A 14978-nucleotide genomic window follows, 5' to 3' on the forward strand; every position below is an offset into this window, starting at 1 on the left:
CCAATAGCGTGCGTGTTTAATTTATTCCTAATTTTATTGTACGATCCAGTTTGTTTGTTTTTAACTGTTAACCTCAAAAATTGTTGCACCCCATGATCTCGGACACTATCAGAAAGCTCCGTATGGAGCGAAGTTTTACCCAGGAGTATGTAGCCCTGGAGCTGGGCATTTCCCAGAATGCTTATTGTAAAATTGAGAACGGGCAGGTTCAATTAACCATTGACCGCCTGCAGAAAATTGCGGCTATTTTGGATACGCCGCTGCCCCTGTTATTCAACTACGAAAGGGAACCGGAACAAAAAGACAATGCTTTACCATTTTGCCAGGATGTTATTGTGCTGTTGCAGGAGGAGCTGCAGGCAAAACAAAAGGTGGTGGATGACCTGTTAGGCATTATTAAGGTAATGCAGGGCAGCCCCGGGTGATTTGATCTTACTCTGCAGGCCTTTTTAGTTGTTATGTGGCGTTCGTTTATGTTAGCCGCATGGCGGAGCTATGGAGTGGAGATTAATATAATGCCATTACTTTTTTCTGGATACGAAAAGTATCATCACTCACATCTGCCTCATAATAATATACCGTATCATTTTCCACTACAATCTTTTTTTGCAGATCTTCATCACTGACAGGCTCGCATGCAGTTAATACCAGCCATGGTGCTGCAATTTCTTTCCATTTATTGTTTGTATAAGTCCAGGTGCTCATATGATAAGTGCAGCCATGGTGTGGTTCCTGGAAAAGGGAAAGATCATCACGGCCGTCTTTATTCAGATCTCCTTCATTGATCAGCCTCATTCCGCCATAGCTGGCGTATAACGGCGTTATACTATCTGAAGAAAAACGTACAATGTATTCATTCTGGCCGTCTTCTTCGTCACTGTTGTCTTTGAATAATACCCCATAGGCGGTATCCATTATCTGATCGCCATTAAAATCGCCATAGGTAATAGCGGTATCCGGCATTGCCTGTATAAACTGTGCGTCTGTTTGCTGTGTAACGGGAGGGGGCGCAGGAGCAGTAGTATCCACGGTTTGTTTATTATCCGTATTAACAGGCGCATGACATGCCAGCAGGCAAAGAGGCAGGATAAATAATATATACTTCATAGGCAGGAACAAAAATAGCAGAATACCTTAAATAAAGAAATGATCCATCGCTATTGTTGAAATAGTTTATTTACACCTTATTTAAAACATTTTATGTTTTACGTAAAAAATTAAATGTTTTGCGTACATTTGGATCGAAACTAAATTTCATCCTTATGAACCGGATCATTATTCGCGGGTTGTATATCCTTACCAACATTGTCTGGTACCTGTTCTGGATATTCCTGGTTATTATTGTTATTGGCATCTGCATTAAAATGTTCACCACCCATAAGCTGGAATGGGACGTACCTGTTACGATAAACGCCGCTAAGCAGCTGCCGGTTACAGGTATGGATACAGTGAAGGCGCAGGTATCGTCCCTGCGGAATGTAGAGGGGCTAATGAAGTTCAATGTGCAGCTTACCCCGCTGTTAAGCGCGAATGTTGTTTTCTTCTTTTCCCTGTCGATGTTCCTGTTCGGCAGTGTACTTTACAATACCCGCCGTATTTTCAGATCCCTGAAAGCAGAGGTGCCTTTTAACCTGGAAAATGTAAAGCGGCTGCGTTATATTGGCCTGTTTGTAATTGCGATGGCGGTTATAAATTTTATAGATGCTTTTGTGAAGAATGTAATGTTCAAAACCCAGCTGCAGCAGGCAGGCGGCATCTACCAGATAAAAATAGTGCTGGGTTTCTGGCCGGTTATTACCGGGCTTGTTATCCTGGTGCTGTCAGAAGTTTTCAGGAAAGGCTACCAGTTAAAAGTGGATAACGAATCTTTTGTATAATGGCGATCATCATAAACCTGGATGTGCAGATGGCAAAGAGCAAGATCTCTTTAACAGAGCTGGCGCAGAAAGTGGACATTTCACTCACGAACCTGTCTTTGCTGAAAACCGGCAAGGTAAAGGGGATCCGTTTTGATACACTGGAGGCCTTATGCCGCATCCTGAAGTGTAAACCCGGTGACATACTGGATATTACAGACGCAGAATAAAGGGCCTTGCCACCGTAGGGGTGTTAGCGTTAGTGGTTCCACACAATTAAGCTGTCGTCGGGCACATCATACTCATATACCTGGTGCGTAAGCGTATCAATGTACAACCAGCCGTCGGTAATAAACCGTTTCCCATAATCATCTTCATAATCATGGCCCAGGTGGCATACCATGTATTTTGCGCTGTCGGTATCCAGCAGCTGGTCCCATAGCCAGGCAATGGAGCTGTCTTTAGCGGCGTTTTGTACGGCGGTATTATCTGTCAGGGAAATGTATTGTGTAACCAGCACATCGGCCCAGCTTAATCTTTCGCGCATGGCGCTGTCTATTTCAACAGAGCGGTTCTCTTTACCGGCCGGTGAAAAGGCCCGGTAACCGGTATCTGCCTGCACAAAAGTGGCGCTGTCTGAATTACTGGTGGTAGTGGCGCCGGTGTTATCGGGAGCGGAGGAACAACCCGCAAAAACGAGTGCGCAGAACAAAGCGGCAAGGGATGTTTTCATAGGGCATGAAATAATTGCCAACAAATATAATTAAAAGATCCGTTGGCGGATAGCAGCCATAAAAGGCTCCCGGAATTTTTCGCTTACAGGTATTTGTTTGTCGCCAATGAAAATATGATTGTCCTGGATCTTGTCCAGCTGCGCAATGTTCACAATATAGGAGTGGTGTACACGTATAAAGGGGTGGGAAAGCTGTTCCTCAATGTCTTTCAGGCGGCGGTATACCAGTAATTGCTCGCCGCTGGTAACCAGCCGTACATATTCTTTTTCGCCTTCAAAATAAAGGATGTTGCGCAGCAGCAGCTTATGAAATGTTTTGCCGGATTTAATGAAAAAATATTCTTCCGTTGCCGGTGCGGATGGGGGAGCGGTTACCCCGCGGTCTTTTGAATGAAAATGGGTTTCTATTTTTTGTACGGCTGCGTAAAAACGTTTTAACGTAATGGGTTTCAACAGGTAATCCAGCGTGGTATAACCGTAGCTGTCTGCCGCATATTCCGAATAAGCGGTGGTGAACACTATATGGGTGGTTCTGGGCAGCAGGCCGGCCAGCTCCATGCCGGTAAGCTGTGGCATGTTAATATCCAGGAAAATAAAATCTACGGTTTGTTCTTTCAGAAAAGCCAGCGCTTCCAGCGCATCGTAACACTTGGCCAGCAGCTGCCATTCGGTGGTTTGGCGAATGAACATTTCCAGCAGGTTCACGGCGTTTGGCTCATCATCTATAATAATACAGCGCAGGTTCATTGTAAGGGAATTTTCAGGGATGCGTTAAAGTATTTGCCTGCCGGCTGGGCGCTAAGCTCATAGTTGCTGCCAAATAATAACGACAGCCTTTTGTGCAGGTTGCGGATGCCAAAACCGCTTTGCCCGGTTGCCGCCTGTTTATCGTGCAGCAGGTTCTGGGTTTGGAAAAGCAGGTACCCGTTCTCCTGCACCAGTGAAATGGTAACGGCGTTTTCCGGGTTGGATTTATCGATGCCGTGTTTGAAAATATTCTCTACAAAGGTCATTAATAACATGGGTGGAATGCCGGCTTCTTTGCGGCAGTTCTGGATAAAGGTAATGGATATCTCGTGCCGGATGCGGATCCTTTCCAGGGCAATATAATTTTCAAGGAACTGGATCTCCGTGCCCAGGGTTACTTCCTCCCGGGGGCTTTCATCCACAAAGTACCGCATGATCTCTGACAGGCGTTCAATGAGCATGGCGGTGCGGGGCGCCTCCTTATAGGCCTCGTAATAGATATTGTTGAGGGTATTGAACAGGAAATGCGGCTGCACCTGTGATTTCAGGAGGTTCAGCTCTGCCAGGCTTTTTTCTGCAATGATCTCCTCTGCCTGCCGTTTCAGCTTAAAATAGTCCAGCGCAAAACGGAACACAAAGCTCAGCACATAGATCACCACGCAGGCGGCGCTTACATAAACAATGCTTTTAGTAGTAAGAGGGGTATACTCTTTTGCAAAATATAGATTGTATACATATTGGGAAAGGTAGCTGCGGGTAATGCCTACCAGTGCAAGAAAAAAAATGGATGCCAGCACATAGGGCATTAACCGTTCTCTTTTATAAAATACCGGTAACAGGAAATGGATGTTGCCATAAATAATAATGGCATAAAACGTAGTATTAAGGATGGTATAGGCGGCTGCCTGCACCAGGCCATCCATCGGCAGCATGGAAATAAAATTGATCAGGAATACAAAACCCCAGAGCAGCCATTGCAGCTGCACGGGACTCGCCTGGCCGGAAAATATCTTCATAATTAAAGGTACAAAGATTTTAAGGCTGCCTGCTACCTGTTTTCAACCGTTGGCCTGTAAAATTCAACCGTTGCCGTTATTGAACACTATGGGGGTACGGCTAAAGTATGTGCGTGAATAATTGAATCGATTTTTATAAGCAGCGGGGGCGGCAGACATTTGTTTTCGTATTCCAATACAACCGCTATGAAAAATAACATTGTTATCGGCATATTAATATTGATCACCATTATGGCCGGTGTGCTGGTGCCCCGGGTGCTGAAGGCGCAGGCTACTGATACGGTGACGCCGGGCAGCCGGATCCTGAACACCCGTTTGCTGAAACCCGGGCTGCGCCAGTACCTGGTATATTACCAGCGCCCGCAATCGCCTAAAATGTTATGGTGCTGGTACTGGCTGCGCGATATTAAAACAGCTACCCGCAACGGGCAGCCGGTATTCACCATCCGCCAGCATTGGTATGGCGGTGATACCAGCAGTTACCGGGCTTACTTTTCTGTGAACAGCGCAAAAGATTTTACACCCGTGTACCACCAGGAAACTGCCAAAAGCGGCCTGGCAGCCTATAACTGGGACGCTGCCGGTATTAACGCTGCCGATACGGTTGCTGATAATTCAAAGAAAGGATTTACCCTGCAGTTTGACCGGCCCAACTTTAACTGGAACCTGGATGTGGAAACTTTTGAAATGCTGCCGTTAGCTGCGGGTAAAACATTTGCCATTAACTTTTATGATGCGGGTTTGGACCTTCCAAAATTCGTGATCTATAAAGTAACGGGCAGCGAAGCGCTTACCACGCTGGATAACAAAAGCGTGGATTGCTGGAAGCTGGTGACCAGCGGTAACAATAAAGGTGTTGACTATACGCAGACATTCTGGATCAGTAAAAAGGAACATGAATTTTTGAAAGAGGAAGATGTGTATGGCGGCATGTACCGCTGTAAAGTAAAGCTACCTGCCTTTATGCCGGATGTACTGACACATTTTTAAACCGTTGTAAAATGATCACCTGTATGAAATATACTTTTCTGCCAGTGGTGCTTATACTAAGTGGTTTGCTCTTTATACATGTACTGCCGGAAGAAACGCCCGTGAATAACAAGAACGAGGTATTTGTACTGGCTACCTTATACAGCCGCCATAACAGCACGCCGGTGTATAACCTGGATACGCTGAAAAAGATCATTAGCGCTATTGGGCCGGAGGTATTTGTGCTGGATGTGAACCCGAAGGAATTAAAGGAGCAAAAAGTATATCCGTCAAAGATAGAGTACCCGGGAGTAATATTTCCGCTGGTAAATGAAATGCAACGCCCGGCTTATGCTGCAGAGCCGCCGGAGCCTGTTTTTACTGAAATAGTGCAGGCCGTGATCAAAGCCCGGAAAGGGTTTGACAGCACCCGGGCCGACGAATCCCGCTTACTGCAGCAGTATACCGGCAGCCTGTTTAATGTGCTGAAGATAGTATGGCAAACACCGGCAGATGTGAACGGGCAGCGTACGGATAAAGCGCTGGCGGGCAAACGTGTGCTGGAAGACCAGCTTATAGGACCTGTTGATATGGATGGCGACCGCCGCTGGACACAGAACATTGTAAATGTAACGCTGCAGGCGGCCAAAGCACATCCGGGCAAACGTATACTGGTATTGATAGGGATAGAGAACTGCCATGGCGTGCGGGCTGCCCTGCGCATGCAGAACGGGATACAACTTATTGATATGGAACAGTGGCTGCGCCGTCAATAACGGTAACCCATATACTGTAATGTACCATCCTTCCGCCGGAAGGGGAGCTGCAAGGCTCCCTTTTTCATTTAAGATAAATATATGGCATTAAAATGTTATGTATTTTACAGTTGATGGTGGTAACTTGCGGGCCTATTCCTATACGAACTAAAAAGAAAAAATGAAAAGTCACAAATTGTTGTTAGCTGCCGCAGTAGCCGCCGTTATGGCATCCTGCGGGAAAGATGATGCCAAACCGGAAGGAAATGCTTCCGAGATCCAGGGAACTTATGATTTTGCAGGGATGAGCGTTGCCGGCATCAGCACGGTTACTGTACCTGAATCCAATGAAAAAACCATTACCTACAATGCTTACAAAACCAAGGAAAATGTTGGCTCTGTAGTGGTAGATGCCGGCAAGTTCGTTTCTACCGGTATGGGTTATTCCATTGATACTACTGTAAAATCCGAGTATTATGATGAAGGCCTGCTGGAAGATACCTACGAGCTGCCTTTCAAAGCCACCATACCGCCTGCAGGAAGTAATGTAACCTATAGGCTGATAGGCACTGATTCCATCCATTTCGATAAGGGCTTTATTACGGTACCGGATGATCCCAACATGAGCGGTGCTTCCCAGGAATACGGTGTAAGAATAGCCTGGAAGGGTGATACCCTGGTTATGCGTTCTGTATTTAGCGCTACCACTACTAAATTACAGTCAGGCTTTACCGTGATCACGGTGTTTAATTCTGTACAGGAAGTAAAGCTGAAGAAAAGAAAATAACTCTCTCGATTGCGTATTCTAATAAACAAGGGCGTGCTGGTTTTCAGCCGCCCTTCCTCTTTTAACGCCCTTTGGGCACATCTGTAACAGCCCGTAGGCTCAGGGTGTTTTTAGTGGGAAAGTTGGCCGGTACGGGGTAAGTAACCTTACCGCTGCCCAGCCATTCCGCCACCCGGATCATGGTAGTTTCAAAACCAATACAGCGGTAGCTGAGCGGGTACACATCGCCCTTCCATAAATGCCCCATGCTGGAATTATATACCCGGCCTTTTCCATACTTTACTACCCATTCCACCGGCCATGTTTTGTTGCTGATACTATCGTATGCGGCGGAGAGCACGGTAATATTCTCTGCCGGGCCGCGCGGGTAGCGGTACAGCTCCATGGAAGCGGTTTTCCATTCATCCGGAAAGCCCTTGTTAACAGGATGGCGCTGCAGGATGCGGATCACGGCATCAAAGCGGTCGCCATGGTTGGTGGCATCTCCCTGGCCGGGTGGCAGGCGCTGTATATGACCATCCCCGTCAATGATGAGGGCAAAGCCGGTTGTTTTAGGACGCCAGCCCAGGCCTATCATTTTATCATACTCCTTCCAGTGCGGGAATGCATTGTTGCCGGAGTGCAAAATGTATAAACCGCCGCCGGCCTTTACATATTGTTCCAGCGCTATTTCAACAGCGCGGGGCCAGCGCATGGCGGTATCGTTAATGTTATTGGTGTTCTGGATCACCACATCGTAATCTTTAAAGTTGGGCTGCCACTGCGCCCAGCGCGGATCATGGGCGGTGGGCGGCGTGGTGGAAACGGATACATTGAACAAATTACTTTCTTCCAGGATAGCTTTGGTGAGCTGCGTGGTTTGCTGCCAGTCGTGATTACTGAAGCCGTCTACGATCAGCACCCGGATCTGCTTTTGAGCATGGGTGGCTGTATGTACGCAGGAAAGTATAAATAACAACAGTGCCGCTTTGCGTAGCATGTTAAGATGTTTGGCGCTTAAATTAGCAAAAGGCCGGCATTTGCCCGTTTTATTTGTGTTAACCGGTTATAAAAACAAAACCCGCTACAGAGCGGGTTTTGCAATGGGGGAATACCGTTGGCTTAGTCTCTTACAAAACGTACGTGCGTGGTAAGGGTGTTGCCGCAGTCGCAGGTAATTACATCGATCACGATAATGTTACCGGATGGCAAGGTAAGGCTGCCTTCATACGTTTTACAGCTGCCGGAGGTGCTGAACAGCGAAAGCACCACCAGGGTAGGGGTGGCCGTGCTGCCGGCCTCACTCACATAGGCATGTGCAATATTACAGGCGGCGCTGGTTTCCACGCAGTAATACTTATCACCTCTGCTATCATAATAATCACATCTTTTGTCTGCTGTTTTAGCAGGGGGCTTGCTGGCAGAATGGCTTACGTTAACATGGCACAGGCAAAATACGAGGCAAAACAGGGTGGACAATACTAGGGCTTTTTTCATGGCATTTGATTTGGGTTTTGAGGAATTTGAAATGATCACATAAGATAACGAAACTTATTTAAAATGTTATTTTTGCCTTAACACAAAACCTCAACTGTATACTGATGGCAGCCTCCTTCCTGTCAAAACACAAACATATTATCCTGTATGGCGTTTGCCTGGCCTTGCTGTTATTTTTACTGAAATGGCTGGAGCTGCGTTTGATCATTATTAACCACGCTTTTGAGATGTATATTGGCGCCATTGCCGTGATCTTCACTGCATTGGGCATCTGGCTGGCGCTGAAGCTCACCAAACCCAAAGTAAGAACGGTGATCGTGGAAAAGGAGGTATATGTTCAGCATGGCGGAGAATTTACCCTGAATGAGCAGGAGCTGCAGCAGCTGGGCCTCAGTAGCCGGGAGCTGGAAGTGCTGCAGCTAATGGCAGCGGGATTAAGCAACCAGGAAATTGCCGGCCGTTTATTTGTGTCTTTAAACACCATCAAAACCCATTCGTCCAGGCTGTTCGAGAAAATGGATGTAAAGCGCCGTACCCAGGCGGTGGAAAAAGCTAAACGCCTGCGGATCATACCTTAAGGTGAGCCTTCTTTAGCAGGAAAAGGGTAAAAATCATCCTAAAGTATGAAGCCTTTTTGCCGGTAAACCTCCAAATTTGCCCTCATCAACCTAACGTATCGCCACCGGCGTATAAACCTAAATCTTACCGCATGAAAAAGAATGTATGGATCTTTGGCCTGATATCCGGCCTGATTGTAACCGCCATGATGATCTATTCCGTGGCCAGATGTTATGGTGATCCCGATTTTGAAGGTAACATGGTGCTGGGGTATGCCTCCATGATCCTGGCTTTCTCTACGATCTTTGTAGCCATCAAAAATTTCAGGGATAAATATAACGGCGGTGTAATATCATTTGGAAAGGCTTTCAGGATAGGCCTGTATATTACGCTCATCGCCTCTACCATTTATGTGCTGGTATGGCTGGTGGAGTATTACGTATTTGTCCCTGACTTTATGGATAAATACGCCGCCCATATGATCAAAGTAAAACAGAACAGTGGCGCCAGCTTACAGGAAATTCAAAAGCAGGCCCGCCAGATGGCGAGCATGCAGGAAATGTATAAGAATCCGCTTTTTGTAGTGCTTTTCACCTATTTCGAGATCTTACCCATCGGGCTGCTAGTAGCACTTATTAGCGCATTAATACTAAAAAAGAGAGGGAGCGCACCAGCAGCAATTAATAATTAAGAATTAATAATTAATAGATTGTGTTGTGTTGTTGGGACTGCGTGTTGTATGATCCAGCTATCAGATCGTAATAAAAGAAATGCAGCGTACCATCCCGGTACGCTGCATTTCTATTAATTATTCATTCTTAATTATTAATTAAATCTTCACCTGCTTCCATTTACCACGCCTGAATAAGATAAACGAAGTAATAGAAATGGCGGCTTCCGCCACGGGAATAGCAATGAATACGCCCAGGGGCCCCATGTTCAGGGCTTTGGCCAGGGTATAGGCCAGCGGGATCTGGAACAGCCAGAAACCAATGAAGTTGATCCAGGTAGGTGTCCAGGTATCGCCGGCGCCGTTAAAGGCATTGATCATTACCATGCCCACACCATAGAAAACATATCCCAGGCTCATAATGCGCAGCGCATTGGCTGCAATGTCCTGGATCTGCGGATCCTGCGTGAACATAGAAATAAAGAACTTGGCGCTGGTGAGGAACAGTACGGTTACAACGGCCATGAATATAAAATTGTATTTGGCGGTTTTCAGTACCGATTCCTCTGCCCGGTCGGGCTGGCCTGCACCCAGGTTTTGCCCGATAAGCGTGGCGGCGGCATTACTAAGCCCCCAGGCGGGCATAATAAAAAAGATCAGCAAACGGATGGCTGTCTGGTAACCGGCAGAACCATGATCGCCCCCGGTTTCAGCCACCAGCCTGGCCAGGAAGATCCAGCTGCAGGAGCCGATAATAAACTGGAACGTGCCCGGAGACGCAATTTTGATCACCGATTTAATCACTGTCCAATCGATCTTCAGGTGATGATTTTTAATTTTCACCTGGCTTTTGCCGTTGAATAAATGATACAGCTGGTATACCACGCCAATACCACGGCCAATGGTGGTGGCCATTGCAGCACCGGTAAGGCCAAAGGCCGGAATCGGTCCAAGCCCGTTAATGAAAATAGGGCACAGGATAATGTTGCAGATGTTGGCCAGCCACAGGCTTTTCATAGCCATGGCGGCGTTACCGGCTCCGCGGAAGATACCGTTGATCAGGAACAGCAGCATGATCACCAGGCTGCCACCCATCATAAGGCGGGTATAGGATGCACCCTTTTCCACGGTAGTAGGTTCTGCACCCATGAGGCGCAAAATATCGGCGGCAAAGATCATCCCCGTTATGCTTACGGCAGCGGTTACAAAAATGGCCAGCCATAACGCCTGCACACCGGCATAGGCAGCTGCATCGGGGTTCTTTTCACCCACGCGGCGCGCTACCAGCGCAGTAGCTGCCATACTAATGCCAATAGCCAGCGAGTATACAATGGTAATTACAGATTCAGTAAGGCCCACGGTTTGAATGGCATGGCTGCTATCCGGCAGATGCCCTACAAAGTAGAGGTCAACCACGGCAAATACAGATTCCATGCACATTTCCAGGATCATGGGAATGGCCAGCAGGAACACGGCTTTACGCAGGCTACCGGTGGTGTAGTCCATTTCCTCGCCCTTGATGGCCTGTTTTATAAATGAAAAAATATAGGATACCCTATTGGTAGACACGGTTTGTTGCGACATACAGAAATTTTTAAAAACAATAATTAAACGGATCAGGGAAAAGATAGTTACCCCGCGGGCATAAACAGCCCCAGGCTTGAGGTAAACACCGGCTTGTGTTGTGCTAACAGGAGAAGTGGTGCATTACCTTGCAGCGTAGCTGGTGGTTCTGGCAATTTTCATAATGAAGATTTTTCTTTGCATTGTATTGCAAATATACATCCTCCAACGGATTATTAATGGTATAAATACGACAATCTACAGGGGATTTTACGACATAAATCAATGGTGCTAGATAAAAAGAAAGGGGCCGGCCAAAAGCGTTCCGTCTTTACGAACGGGAATGAATGCGGAACCGTGTATATGCGATCCCCCGCTTTCATGTACTCCTGGCCAACCCCTTGTGCAAGTTTTATAGGTTAGATATCTACTATGGTGCAGCGGTTGCTGCTACTAATATAACAGCGGTTTGGGCAATTTGGTTCACTGTTTCTGATGTCCAATGGCCGGGCCTAACCGTTTAAAGCCATGTGCTTCGCGGTAGGCATCCTGCTCAGCGAGTGTCATTTTAGTCATTACTCCTTCGCTAACGGTTTTAAAGAAATGTTCCATTTTACCGGCAGGCTGGAACAGGATTATGAGCCTGGCCACCCCTTCGCCTGCTTTCGCAAATGTATGCGGCACGCCACGGGGACCAAATACGCTGTCGCCTGCTTTGGCGGTGTAAGTTTCCTCACCAATTCTGATCAGAAATTCGCCTTCCAGCACATACCACCATTCATCCTGCTCCGGATGTACATGCAGCGGCGGGCCGCCTTCCTTTACCCGGGTGGATTCAAAGAGATACATGTCTCCGTTGGTATCGGCCGTGCCGATCTTGGTAAAAAAGGTATCGCCCTCCATCAGGGTAATACTGTGGTTGTTGCGGTCTTTGCCTGCAGCCACCATAAAGCCTTTGCCGGTACGTTTACCGGAAAGGTGCTTCGCTGCTGATGTAACAGGAGTGATAATGGCAGCACCAGCCGTTAGTAATAATTTTACAAAGGAACTGCGTTGCATGGGGCTATGTTTTGGGGATTACAGTAATAAAATTAATCTTTCTTTTTCTTAAAATCAACGGATAATCCATCATAAAAACAGGATATGCTATTTTTACATTTACCCGGACCCGCTATTTTTAATTCCCTTAATTCCATTAAAAGCGCCCACGTATGAAAAACCTTCACCAATGTACCCACGTCACATTTTCCAGTATTATCCTCAGCTTATTCTTTACTTTTTCTGCAGCTGCGCAAACCGTTGAAGCGGAAAGCGGTACCCTTACCGGCGGCGCCAATACACAAGGCTGCAGCGGCTGTTCCGGCAGCACCATGGTGGGCAACTTAGGCGGCCCAACCAATGGCACGGTAGTAGTGCCGGTGAATGTTAGCAGCGCCGGCATGTACAACCTTACTATTTATTACTGCACGGCAGACCCGCGGGTAATTTATGTTACGCCCAACAACGGTAACTATACCGGGATTAACTGCCCGCCCTCCGGCGGGTGGACAACCGTTGGCAGCACCAGCATTAATGTAGCCTTAAATGCAGGCAGCAACACCATCCGGCTGGATAACGGCAGCGGAGGCTGGGGCCCCAATATTGATAAGATAACCCTGCAGCCAGCCACCACCATTACTTTTGGAGCAGGCAACTATATTTATTACAACCTGGGCACCGGTAAGTACAATGTATATTTTAACAATAACCTGGTAATTACCGATGCTTATGCCAGCTGTAACTCCAACAATATTTACTATAGCCATACCGGCTATACCAGCCGTGTATATGCTGCTACGCCGGTAAGCGATGCTTTTGGCAGCGGCACCAAACATACCATTACGCTCAGCGGCGGCGGCTTAATACCCATGCAGCAGGTGTTTTATACCTATGCAGGTAAGAATTACTTTTTTACTGAAGTGCTGCTGAATGGGACGGGCGCTAACTGTTACCGTATGTCGCCTTTAACCACTAACACCGCCTGGGTGCCGGGCTCCGGGGATATGCGGGCATTAAAAGTGCCCTTTGATAATGATGCCTGGATCCGGTATGATGCGCAAAGCTTCAGCGCTGCTAACTTCACCGGCTCGGAGGTGGCTGCCCTGTATGATAATACCAGCCGCAATGGTTTAGTAATAGGATCTGTAGAACATATGCACTGGAAAACCGGGGTAACGGTAACGGCTAATGGAAATAATACATTGTCCACGCTTTCTGCTTACGGTGGTTATACCGATGGTACCCTTACGCACGATGGGCGCGGGCATGGCTGGGTGAATGTGGGCGGCGCTACCTGTAAATCTCCTAAGATACTGGTAGATTATGAAAGTGACTGGCGCACGGCTTTTGAAACCTATGGCAGCGCTAACCTGCTGGCAGAGCCGCGTTACATCAGCAGCTTCACCGGCGGTACCCCTTTTGGGTGGAACAGCTGGGGCGCTATACAATCCAGCCTTACTTTGGCTAAAGCCAATGCAGTAGTGGATTTTTTTGCCAATAGCTGCACCGGGTTCCGTAACAGCGATAATACCCTGTACATAGACCTGGATTCTTATTGGGATAACCTGGCATCCGGCGGGTGGACGGGCGATTTCAGCCAGCTGACCAGCTTTGCCAATTATTGCAAAAGCAAAGGATTTAAGCCCGGCATTTACTGGGCGCCTTTTGTGGACTGGGGCAAAAATGCTACCGGCACGGTAGAAGGCACCTCTTATCAATACCAGGACTGCTGGACAAAAGTGAATGGCGCACCTGTTGACCTGGACGGCGCCCGCGCCATGGACCCTACGCACCCGGCCACCCGCGGCCGTATTGCTTACCTGGTAGGCAAGTTTAAAGCCTGCGGTTTCCAGATGATCAAGCTGGATTTCCTGGGCCATGCTACCCTGGAGGCCGACAGCTATTACGATAACAGCGTGCATACCGGTATGGAGGCTTTCCGCAAAGGCATGGAGTATGTAGTGGACCAGCTGGCAGGTACTATGCTCACCTATGCTGCAATCAGCCCTAACCTGGCTACCGGCCGCTATGTGCACATGCGCCGTATTGCCTGCGATGCCTATAAAGACATCAGCGAAACGGGCTATACCCTTAACAGCACCACCTATGGCTGGTGGCAGAAGAATTTATACAAGTATATTGACGCTGACCATATTGTATTTGCCACGGAACCTATTGGCGAAAACCGCGCCCGGCTTACCTCCGGGCTGGTAACCGGCACGCTCATTACCGGCGACGATTATTCCGCCACCGGCGCCTGGACCAGCACGGCCCAGTCCCTGCTGCAAAATGCCGACCTGCTGGATATTGCTAAAAATGGCAACGGCAAAGCTTTTCGCCCGGTTGAAGGCAATACCGGCAACCAGCCTAACGAGCTGTTTACGGCCACCATCGGTGGTTACCAGTACCTGGCCATTATTAATTACGGCGCCAGCGCCAAAACGTACACGGTGAATATGGGGCGTATTGGTCTTAATGGCGGCGGTACTTATGCTGCTGCGAAAGAACTTTTCAGCGGTACGCTCAGCTCCATTAGCGGCAATCTGACGGTAACGGTGCCGGCGGCAGATGCGGTTATTTACAGGATTGATACGGGGAGTTGGGCTGGTACTGCGCCGGCGGTGGTAGTGCGGTAGGGGAGAGCGGATTTATACCATTTTACACTGCAGCACCCCTTCGGCTATCTGTACGCTTAAGTGTTTTTCGCCGCAGATGATGTGGCCGGGATCCTGCTGCTGCTCTTTTACAGATTCCGGCAGCACGCCGGGCATGCTTAATACCGCATCCATAAGGATGCCATGGCTGGGGTC

17 protein-coding genes are annotated in these 14978 nt (G+C 47.9%); 9 read left to right on the forward strand and 8 right to left on the reverse strand.

Features of this window, described 5'->3' with window-relative positions; translation table 11 throughout:
* Nucleotides 1-92: 92 nt before the first annotated feature.
* Complete coding sequence (locus VIM87_RS12905; RefSeq protein WP_331997393.1) at nt 93-425, forward strand: helix-turn-helix transcriptional regulator; 333 nt, start codon at nt 93-95, stop codon at nt 423-425.
* Nucleotides 426-507: 82 nt separating this feature from the next.
* Here VIM87_RS12905 and VIM87_RS12910 read toward each other — a convergent pair whose 3' ends face one another.
* Nucleotides 508-1107, reverse strand: coding sequence for a hypothetical protein (locus VIM87_RS12910; protein ID WP_331997394.1), 600 nt, complete (start codon nt 1105-1107; stop codon nt 508-510).
* A 155-nt stretch (nt 1108-1262) separates the two neighbouring features.
* On the opposite strand from VIM87_RS12910, the gene VIM87_RS12915 reads away from it, so the two are divergent.
* Nucleotides 1263-1877, forward strand: a complete 615-nt coding sequence (locus tag VIM87_RS12915; RefSeq protein ID WP_331997395.1) for a DUF2975 domain-containing protein — start codon at nt 1263-1265, stop codon at nt 1875-1877.
* On the forward strand, nt 1877-2086 hold the full coding sequence (locus VIM87_RS12920; protein ID WP_331997396.1) for a helix-turn-helix transcriptional regulator: 210 nt from the start codon (nt 1877-1879) through the stop codon (nt 2084-2086). The genes VIM87_RS12915 and VIM87_RS12920 overlap by 1 nt, the downstream gene beginning before the upstream one ends.
* A 29-nt stretch (nt 2087-2115) precedes the next feature.
* On the opposite strand, the gene VIM87_RS12925 is transcribed toward VIM87_RS12920, so the two are convergent.
* Genes VIM87_RS12925 through VIM87_RS12935 form a run of 3 tightly spaced genes read right to left on the reverse strand, consistent with a single transcriptional unit; the run spans nt 2116 to nt 4352 of the window.
* Entirely contained in the window at nt 2116-2589 is a 474-nt protein-coding gene (locus VIM87_RS12925) for a hypothetical protein (RefSeq protein ID WP_331997397.1), read from the reverse strand.
* Nucleotides 2590-2619: 30 nt separating this feature from the next.
* On the reverse strand, nt 2620-3336 hold the full coding sequence (locus VIM87_RS12930) for a LytTR family DNA-binding domain-containing protein (RefSeq protein WP_331997398.1): 717 nt from the start codon (nt 3334-3336) through the stop codon (nt 2620-2622).
* On the reverse strand, nt 3333-4352 hold the full coding sequence (locus tag VIM87_RS12935; RefSeq protein WP_331997399.1) for a sensor histidine kinase: 1020 nt from the start codon (nt 4350-4352) through the stop codon (nt 3333-3335). The genes VIM87_RS12930 and VIM87_RS12935 overlap by 4 nt, the downstream gene beginning before the upstream one ends.
* Before the next feature lie 186 nt (nt 4353-4538).
* Here VIM87_RS12935 and VIM87_RS12940 point away from each other — a divergent pair, with 186 nt between their 5' ends.
* From VIM87_RS12940 to VIM87_RS12950, 3 genes are all read left to right on the forward strand, one after another.
* Nucleotides 4539-5342, forward strand: coding sequence for a hypothetical protein (locus VIM87_RS12940; protein WP_331997400.1), 804 nt, complete (start codon nt 4539-4541; stop codon nt 5340-5342).
* A 23-nt stretch (nt 5343-5365) separates the two neighbouring features.
* Nucleotides 5366-6097, forward strand: a complete 732-nt coding sequence (locus VIM87_RS12945; protein WP_331997401.1) for a hypothetical protein — start codon at nt 5366-5368, stop codon at nt 6095-6097.
* A 160-nt stretch (nt 6098-6257) separates the two neighbouring features.
* A complete protein-coding gene (locus tag VIM87_RS12950) occupies nt 6258-6863 on the forward strand; it encodes a hypothetical protein (protein WP_331997402.1) in 606 nt (201 codons plus the stop codon).
* A gap of 61 nt (nt 6864-6924) precedes the next feature.
* On the opposite strand, the gene VIM87_RS12955 is transcribed toward VIM87_RS12950, so the two are convergent.
* Complete coding sequence (locus VIM87_RS12955; protein ID WP_331997403.1) at nt 6925-7842, reverse strand: ThuA domain-containing protein; 918 nt, start codon at nt 7840-7842, stop codon at nt 6925-6927.
* Nucleotides 7843-7964: 122 nt separating this feature from the next.
* Nucleotides 7965-8339: a hypothetical protein gene (locus VIM87_RS12960; RefSeq protein WP_331997404.1), complete on the reverse strand. Its 375-nt coding sequence runs from the start codon at nt 8337-8339 to the stop codon at nt 7965-7967.
* A 104-nt stretch (nt 8340-8443) separates the two neighbouring features.
* Here VIM87_RS12960 and VIM87_RS12965 point away from each other — a divergent pair, with 104 nt between their 5' ends.
* Together VIM87_RS12965 and VIM87_RS12970 are read left to right on the forward strand one after the other, a co-directional pair.
* On the forward strand, nt 8444-8917 hold the full coding sequence (locus VIM87_RS12965; protein ID WP_331997405.1) for a response regulator transcription factor: 474 nt from the start codon (nt 8444-8446) through the stop codon (nt 8915-8917).
* 131 nt (nt 8918-9048) lie between these two features.
* The gene (locus VIM87_RS12970) at nt 9049-9588 is read left to right on the forward strand and encodes a DUF4199 domain-containing protein (RefSeq protein WP_331997406.1); all 540 of its coding nucleotides are present in this window, start codon (nt 9049-9051) and stop codon (nt 9586-9588) included.
* Nucleotides 9589-9726: 138 nt separating this feature from the next.
* Here VIM87_RS12970 and VIM87_RS12975 read toward each other — a convergent pair whose 3' ends face one another.
* Both VIM87_RS12975 and VIM87_RS12980 read right to left on the reverse strand, forming a co-directional pair.
* Nucleotides 9727-11151, reverse strand: coding sequence for an MATE family efflux transporter (locus tag VIM87_RS12975; protein WP_331997407.1), 1425 nt, complete (start codon nt 11149-11151; stop codon nt 9727-9729).
* A gap of 462 nt (nt 11152-11613) precedes the next feature.
* Nucleotides 11614-12189 (reverse strand): cupin domain-containing protein, encoded by a 576-nt coding sequence (locus VIM87_RS12980; RefSeq protein WP_331997408.1) that lies wholly within the window; start codon nt 12187-12189, stop codon nt 11614-11616.
* Between the two features lie 152 nt (nt 12190-12341).
* On the opposite strand from VIM87_RS12980, the gene VIM87_RS12985 reads away from it, so the two are divergent.
* A complete protein-coding gene (locus tag VIM87_RS12985; protein WP_331997409.1) occupies nt 12342-14804 on the forward strand; it encodes a CBM35 domain-containing protein in 2463 nt (820 codons plus the stop codon).
* The last annotated feature ends 174 nt before the right edge of the window (nt 14805-14978 follow it).

The organism is Chitinophaga sp., assembly GCF_036569125.1.
Taxonomy (GTDB): domain Bacteria; phylum Bacteroidota; class Bacteroidia; order Chitinophagales; family Chitinophagaceae; genus Chitinophaga.

Excerpts from the sequence above, each read along its gene's own strand:
- VIM87_RS12905 (WP_331997393.1), top strand. The coding sequence starts at position 93 with ATGATCTCGGACACTATCAGAAAGCTCCGTATGGAGCGAAGTTTTACC.
- VIM87_RS12910 (WP_331997394.1), bottom strand. The coding sequence starts at position 1,107 with ATGAAGTATATATTATTTATCCTGCCTCTTTGCCTGCTGGCATGTCAT.
- VIM87_RS12915 (WP_331997395.1), top strand. The coding sequence starts at position 1,263 with ATGAACCGGATCATTATTCGCGGGTTGTATATCCTTACCAACATTGTC.
- VIM87_RS12920 (WP_331997396.1), top strand. The coding sequence starts at position 1,877 with ATGGCGATCATCATAAACCTGGATGTGCAGATGGCAAAGAGCAAGATC.
- VIM87_RS12925 (WP_331997397.1), bottom strand. The coding sequence starts at position 2,589 with ATGAAAACATCCCTTGCCGCTTTGTTCTGCGCACTCGTTTTTGCGGGT.
- VIM87_RS12930 (WP_331997398.1), bottom strand. The coding sequence starts at position 3,336 with ATGAACCTGCGCTGTATTATTATAGATGATGAGCCAAACGCCGTGAAC.
- VIM87_RS12935 (WP_331997399.1), bottom strand. The coding sequence starts at position 4,352 with ATGAAGATATTTTCCGGCCAGGCGAGTCCCGTGCAGCTGCAATGGCTG.
- VIM87_RS12940 (WP_331997400.1), top strand. The coding sequence starts at position 4,539 with ATGAAAAATAACATTGTTATCGGCATATTAATATTGATCACCATTATG.
- VIM87_RS12945 (WP_331997401.1), top strand. The coding sequence starts at position 5,366 with ATGAAATATACTTTTCTGCCAGTGGTGCTTATACTAAGTGGTTTGCTC.
- VIM87_RS12950 (WP_331997402.1), top strand. The coding sequence starts at position 6,258 with ATGAAAAGTCACAAATTGTTGTTAGCTGCCGCAGTAGCCGCCGTTATG.
- VIM87_RS12955 (WP_331997403.1), bottom strand. The coding sequence starts at position 7,842 with ATGCTACGCAAAGCGGCACTGTTGTTATTTATACTTTCCTGCGTACAT.
- VIM87_RS12960 (WP_331997404.1), bottom strand. The coding sequence starts at position 8,339 with ATGAAAAAAGCCCTAGTATTGTCCACCCTGTTTTGCCTCGTATTTTGC.
- VIM87_RS12965 (WP_331997405.1), top strand. The coding sequence starts at position 8,444 with ATGGCAGCCTCCTTCCTGTCAAAACACAAACATATTATCCTGTATGGC.
- VIM87_RS12970 (WP_331997406.1), top strand. The coding sequence starts at position 9,049 with ATGAAAAAGAATGTATGGATCTTTGGCCTGATATCCGGCCTGATTGTA.
- VIM87_RS12975 (WP_331997407.1), bottom strand. The coding sequence starts at position 11,151 with ATGTCGCAACAAACCGTGTCTACCAATAGGGTATCCTATATTTTTTCA.
- VIM87_RS12980 (WP_331997408.1), bottom strand. The coding sequence starts at position 12,189 with ATGCAACGCAGTTCCTTTGTAAAATTATTACTAACGGCTGGTGCTGCC.
- VIM87_RS12985 (WP_331997409.1), top strand. The coding sequence starts at position 12,342 with ATGAAAAACCTTCACCAATGTACCCACGTCACATTTTCCAGTATTATC.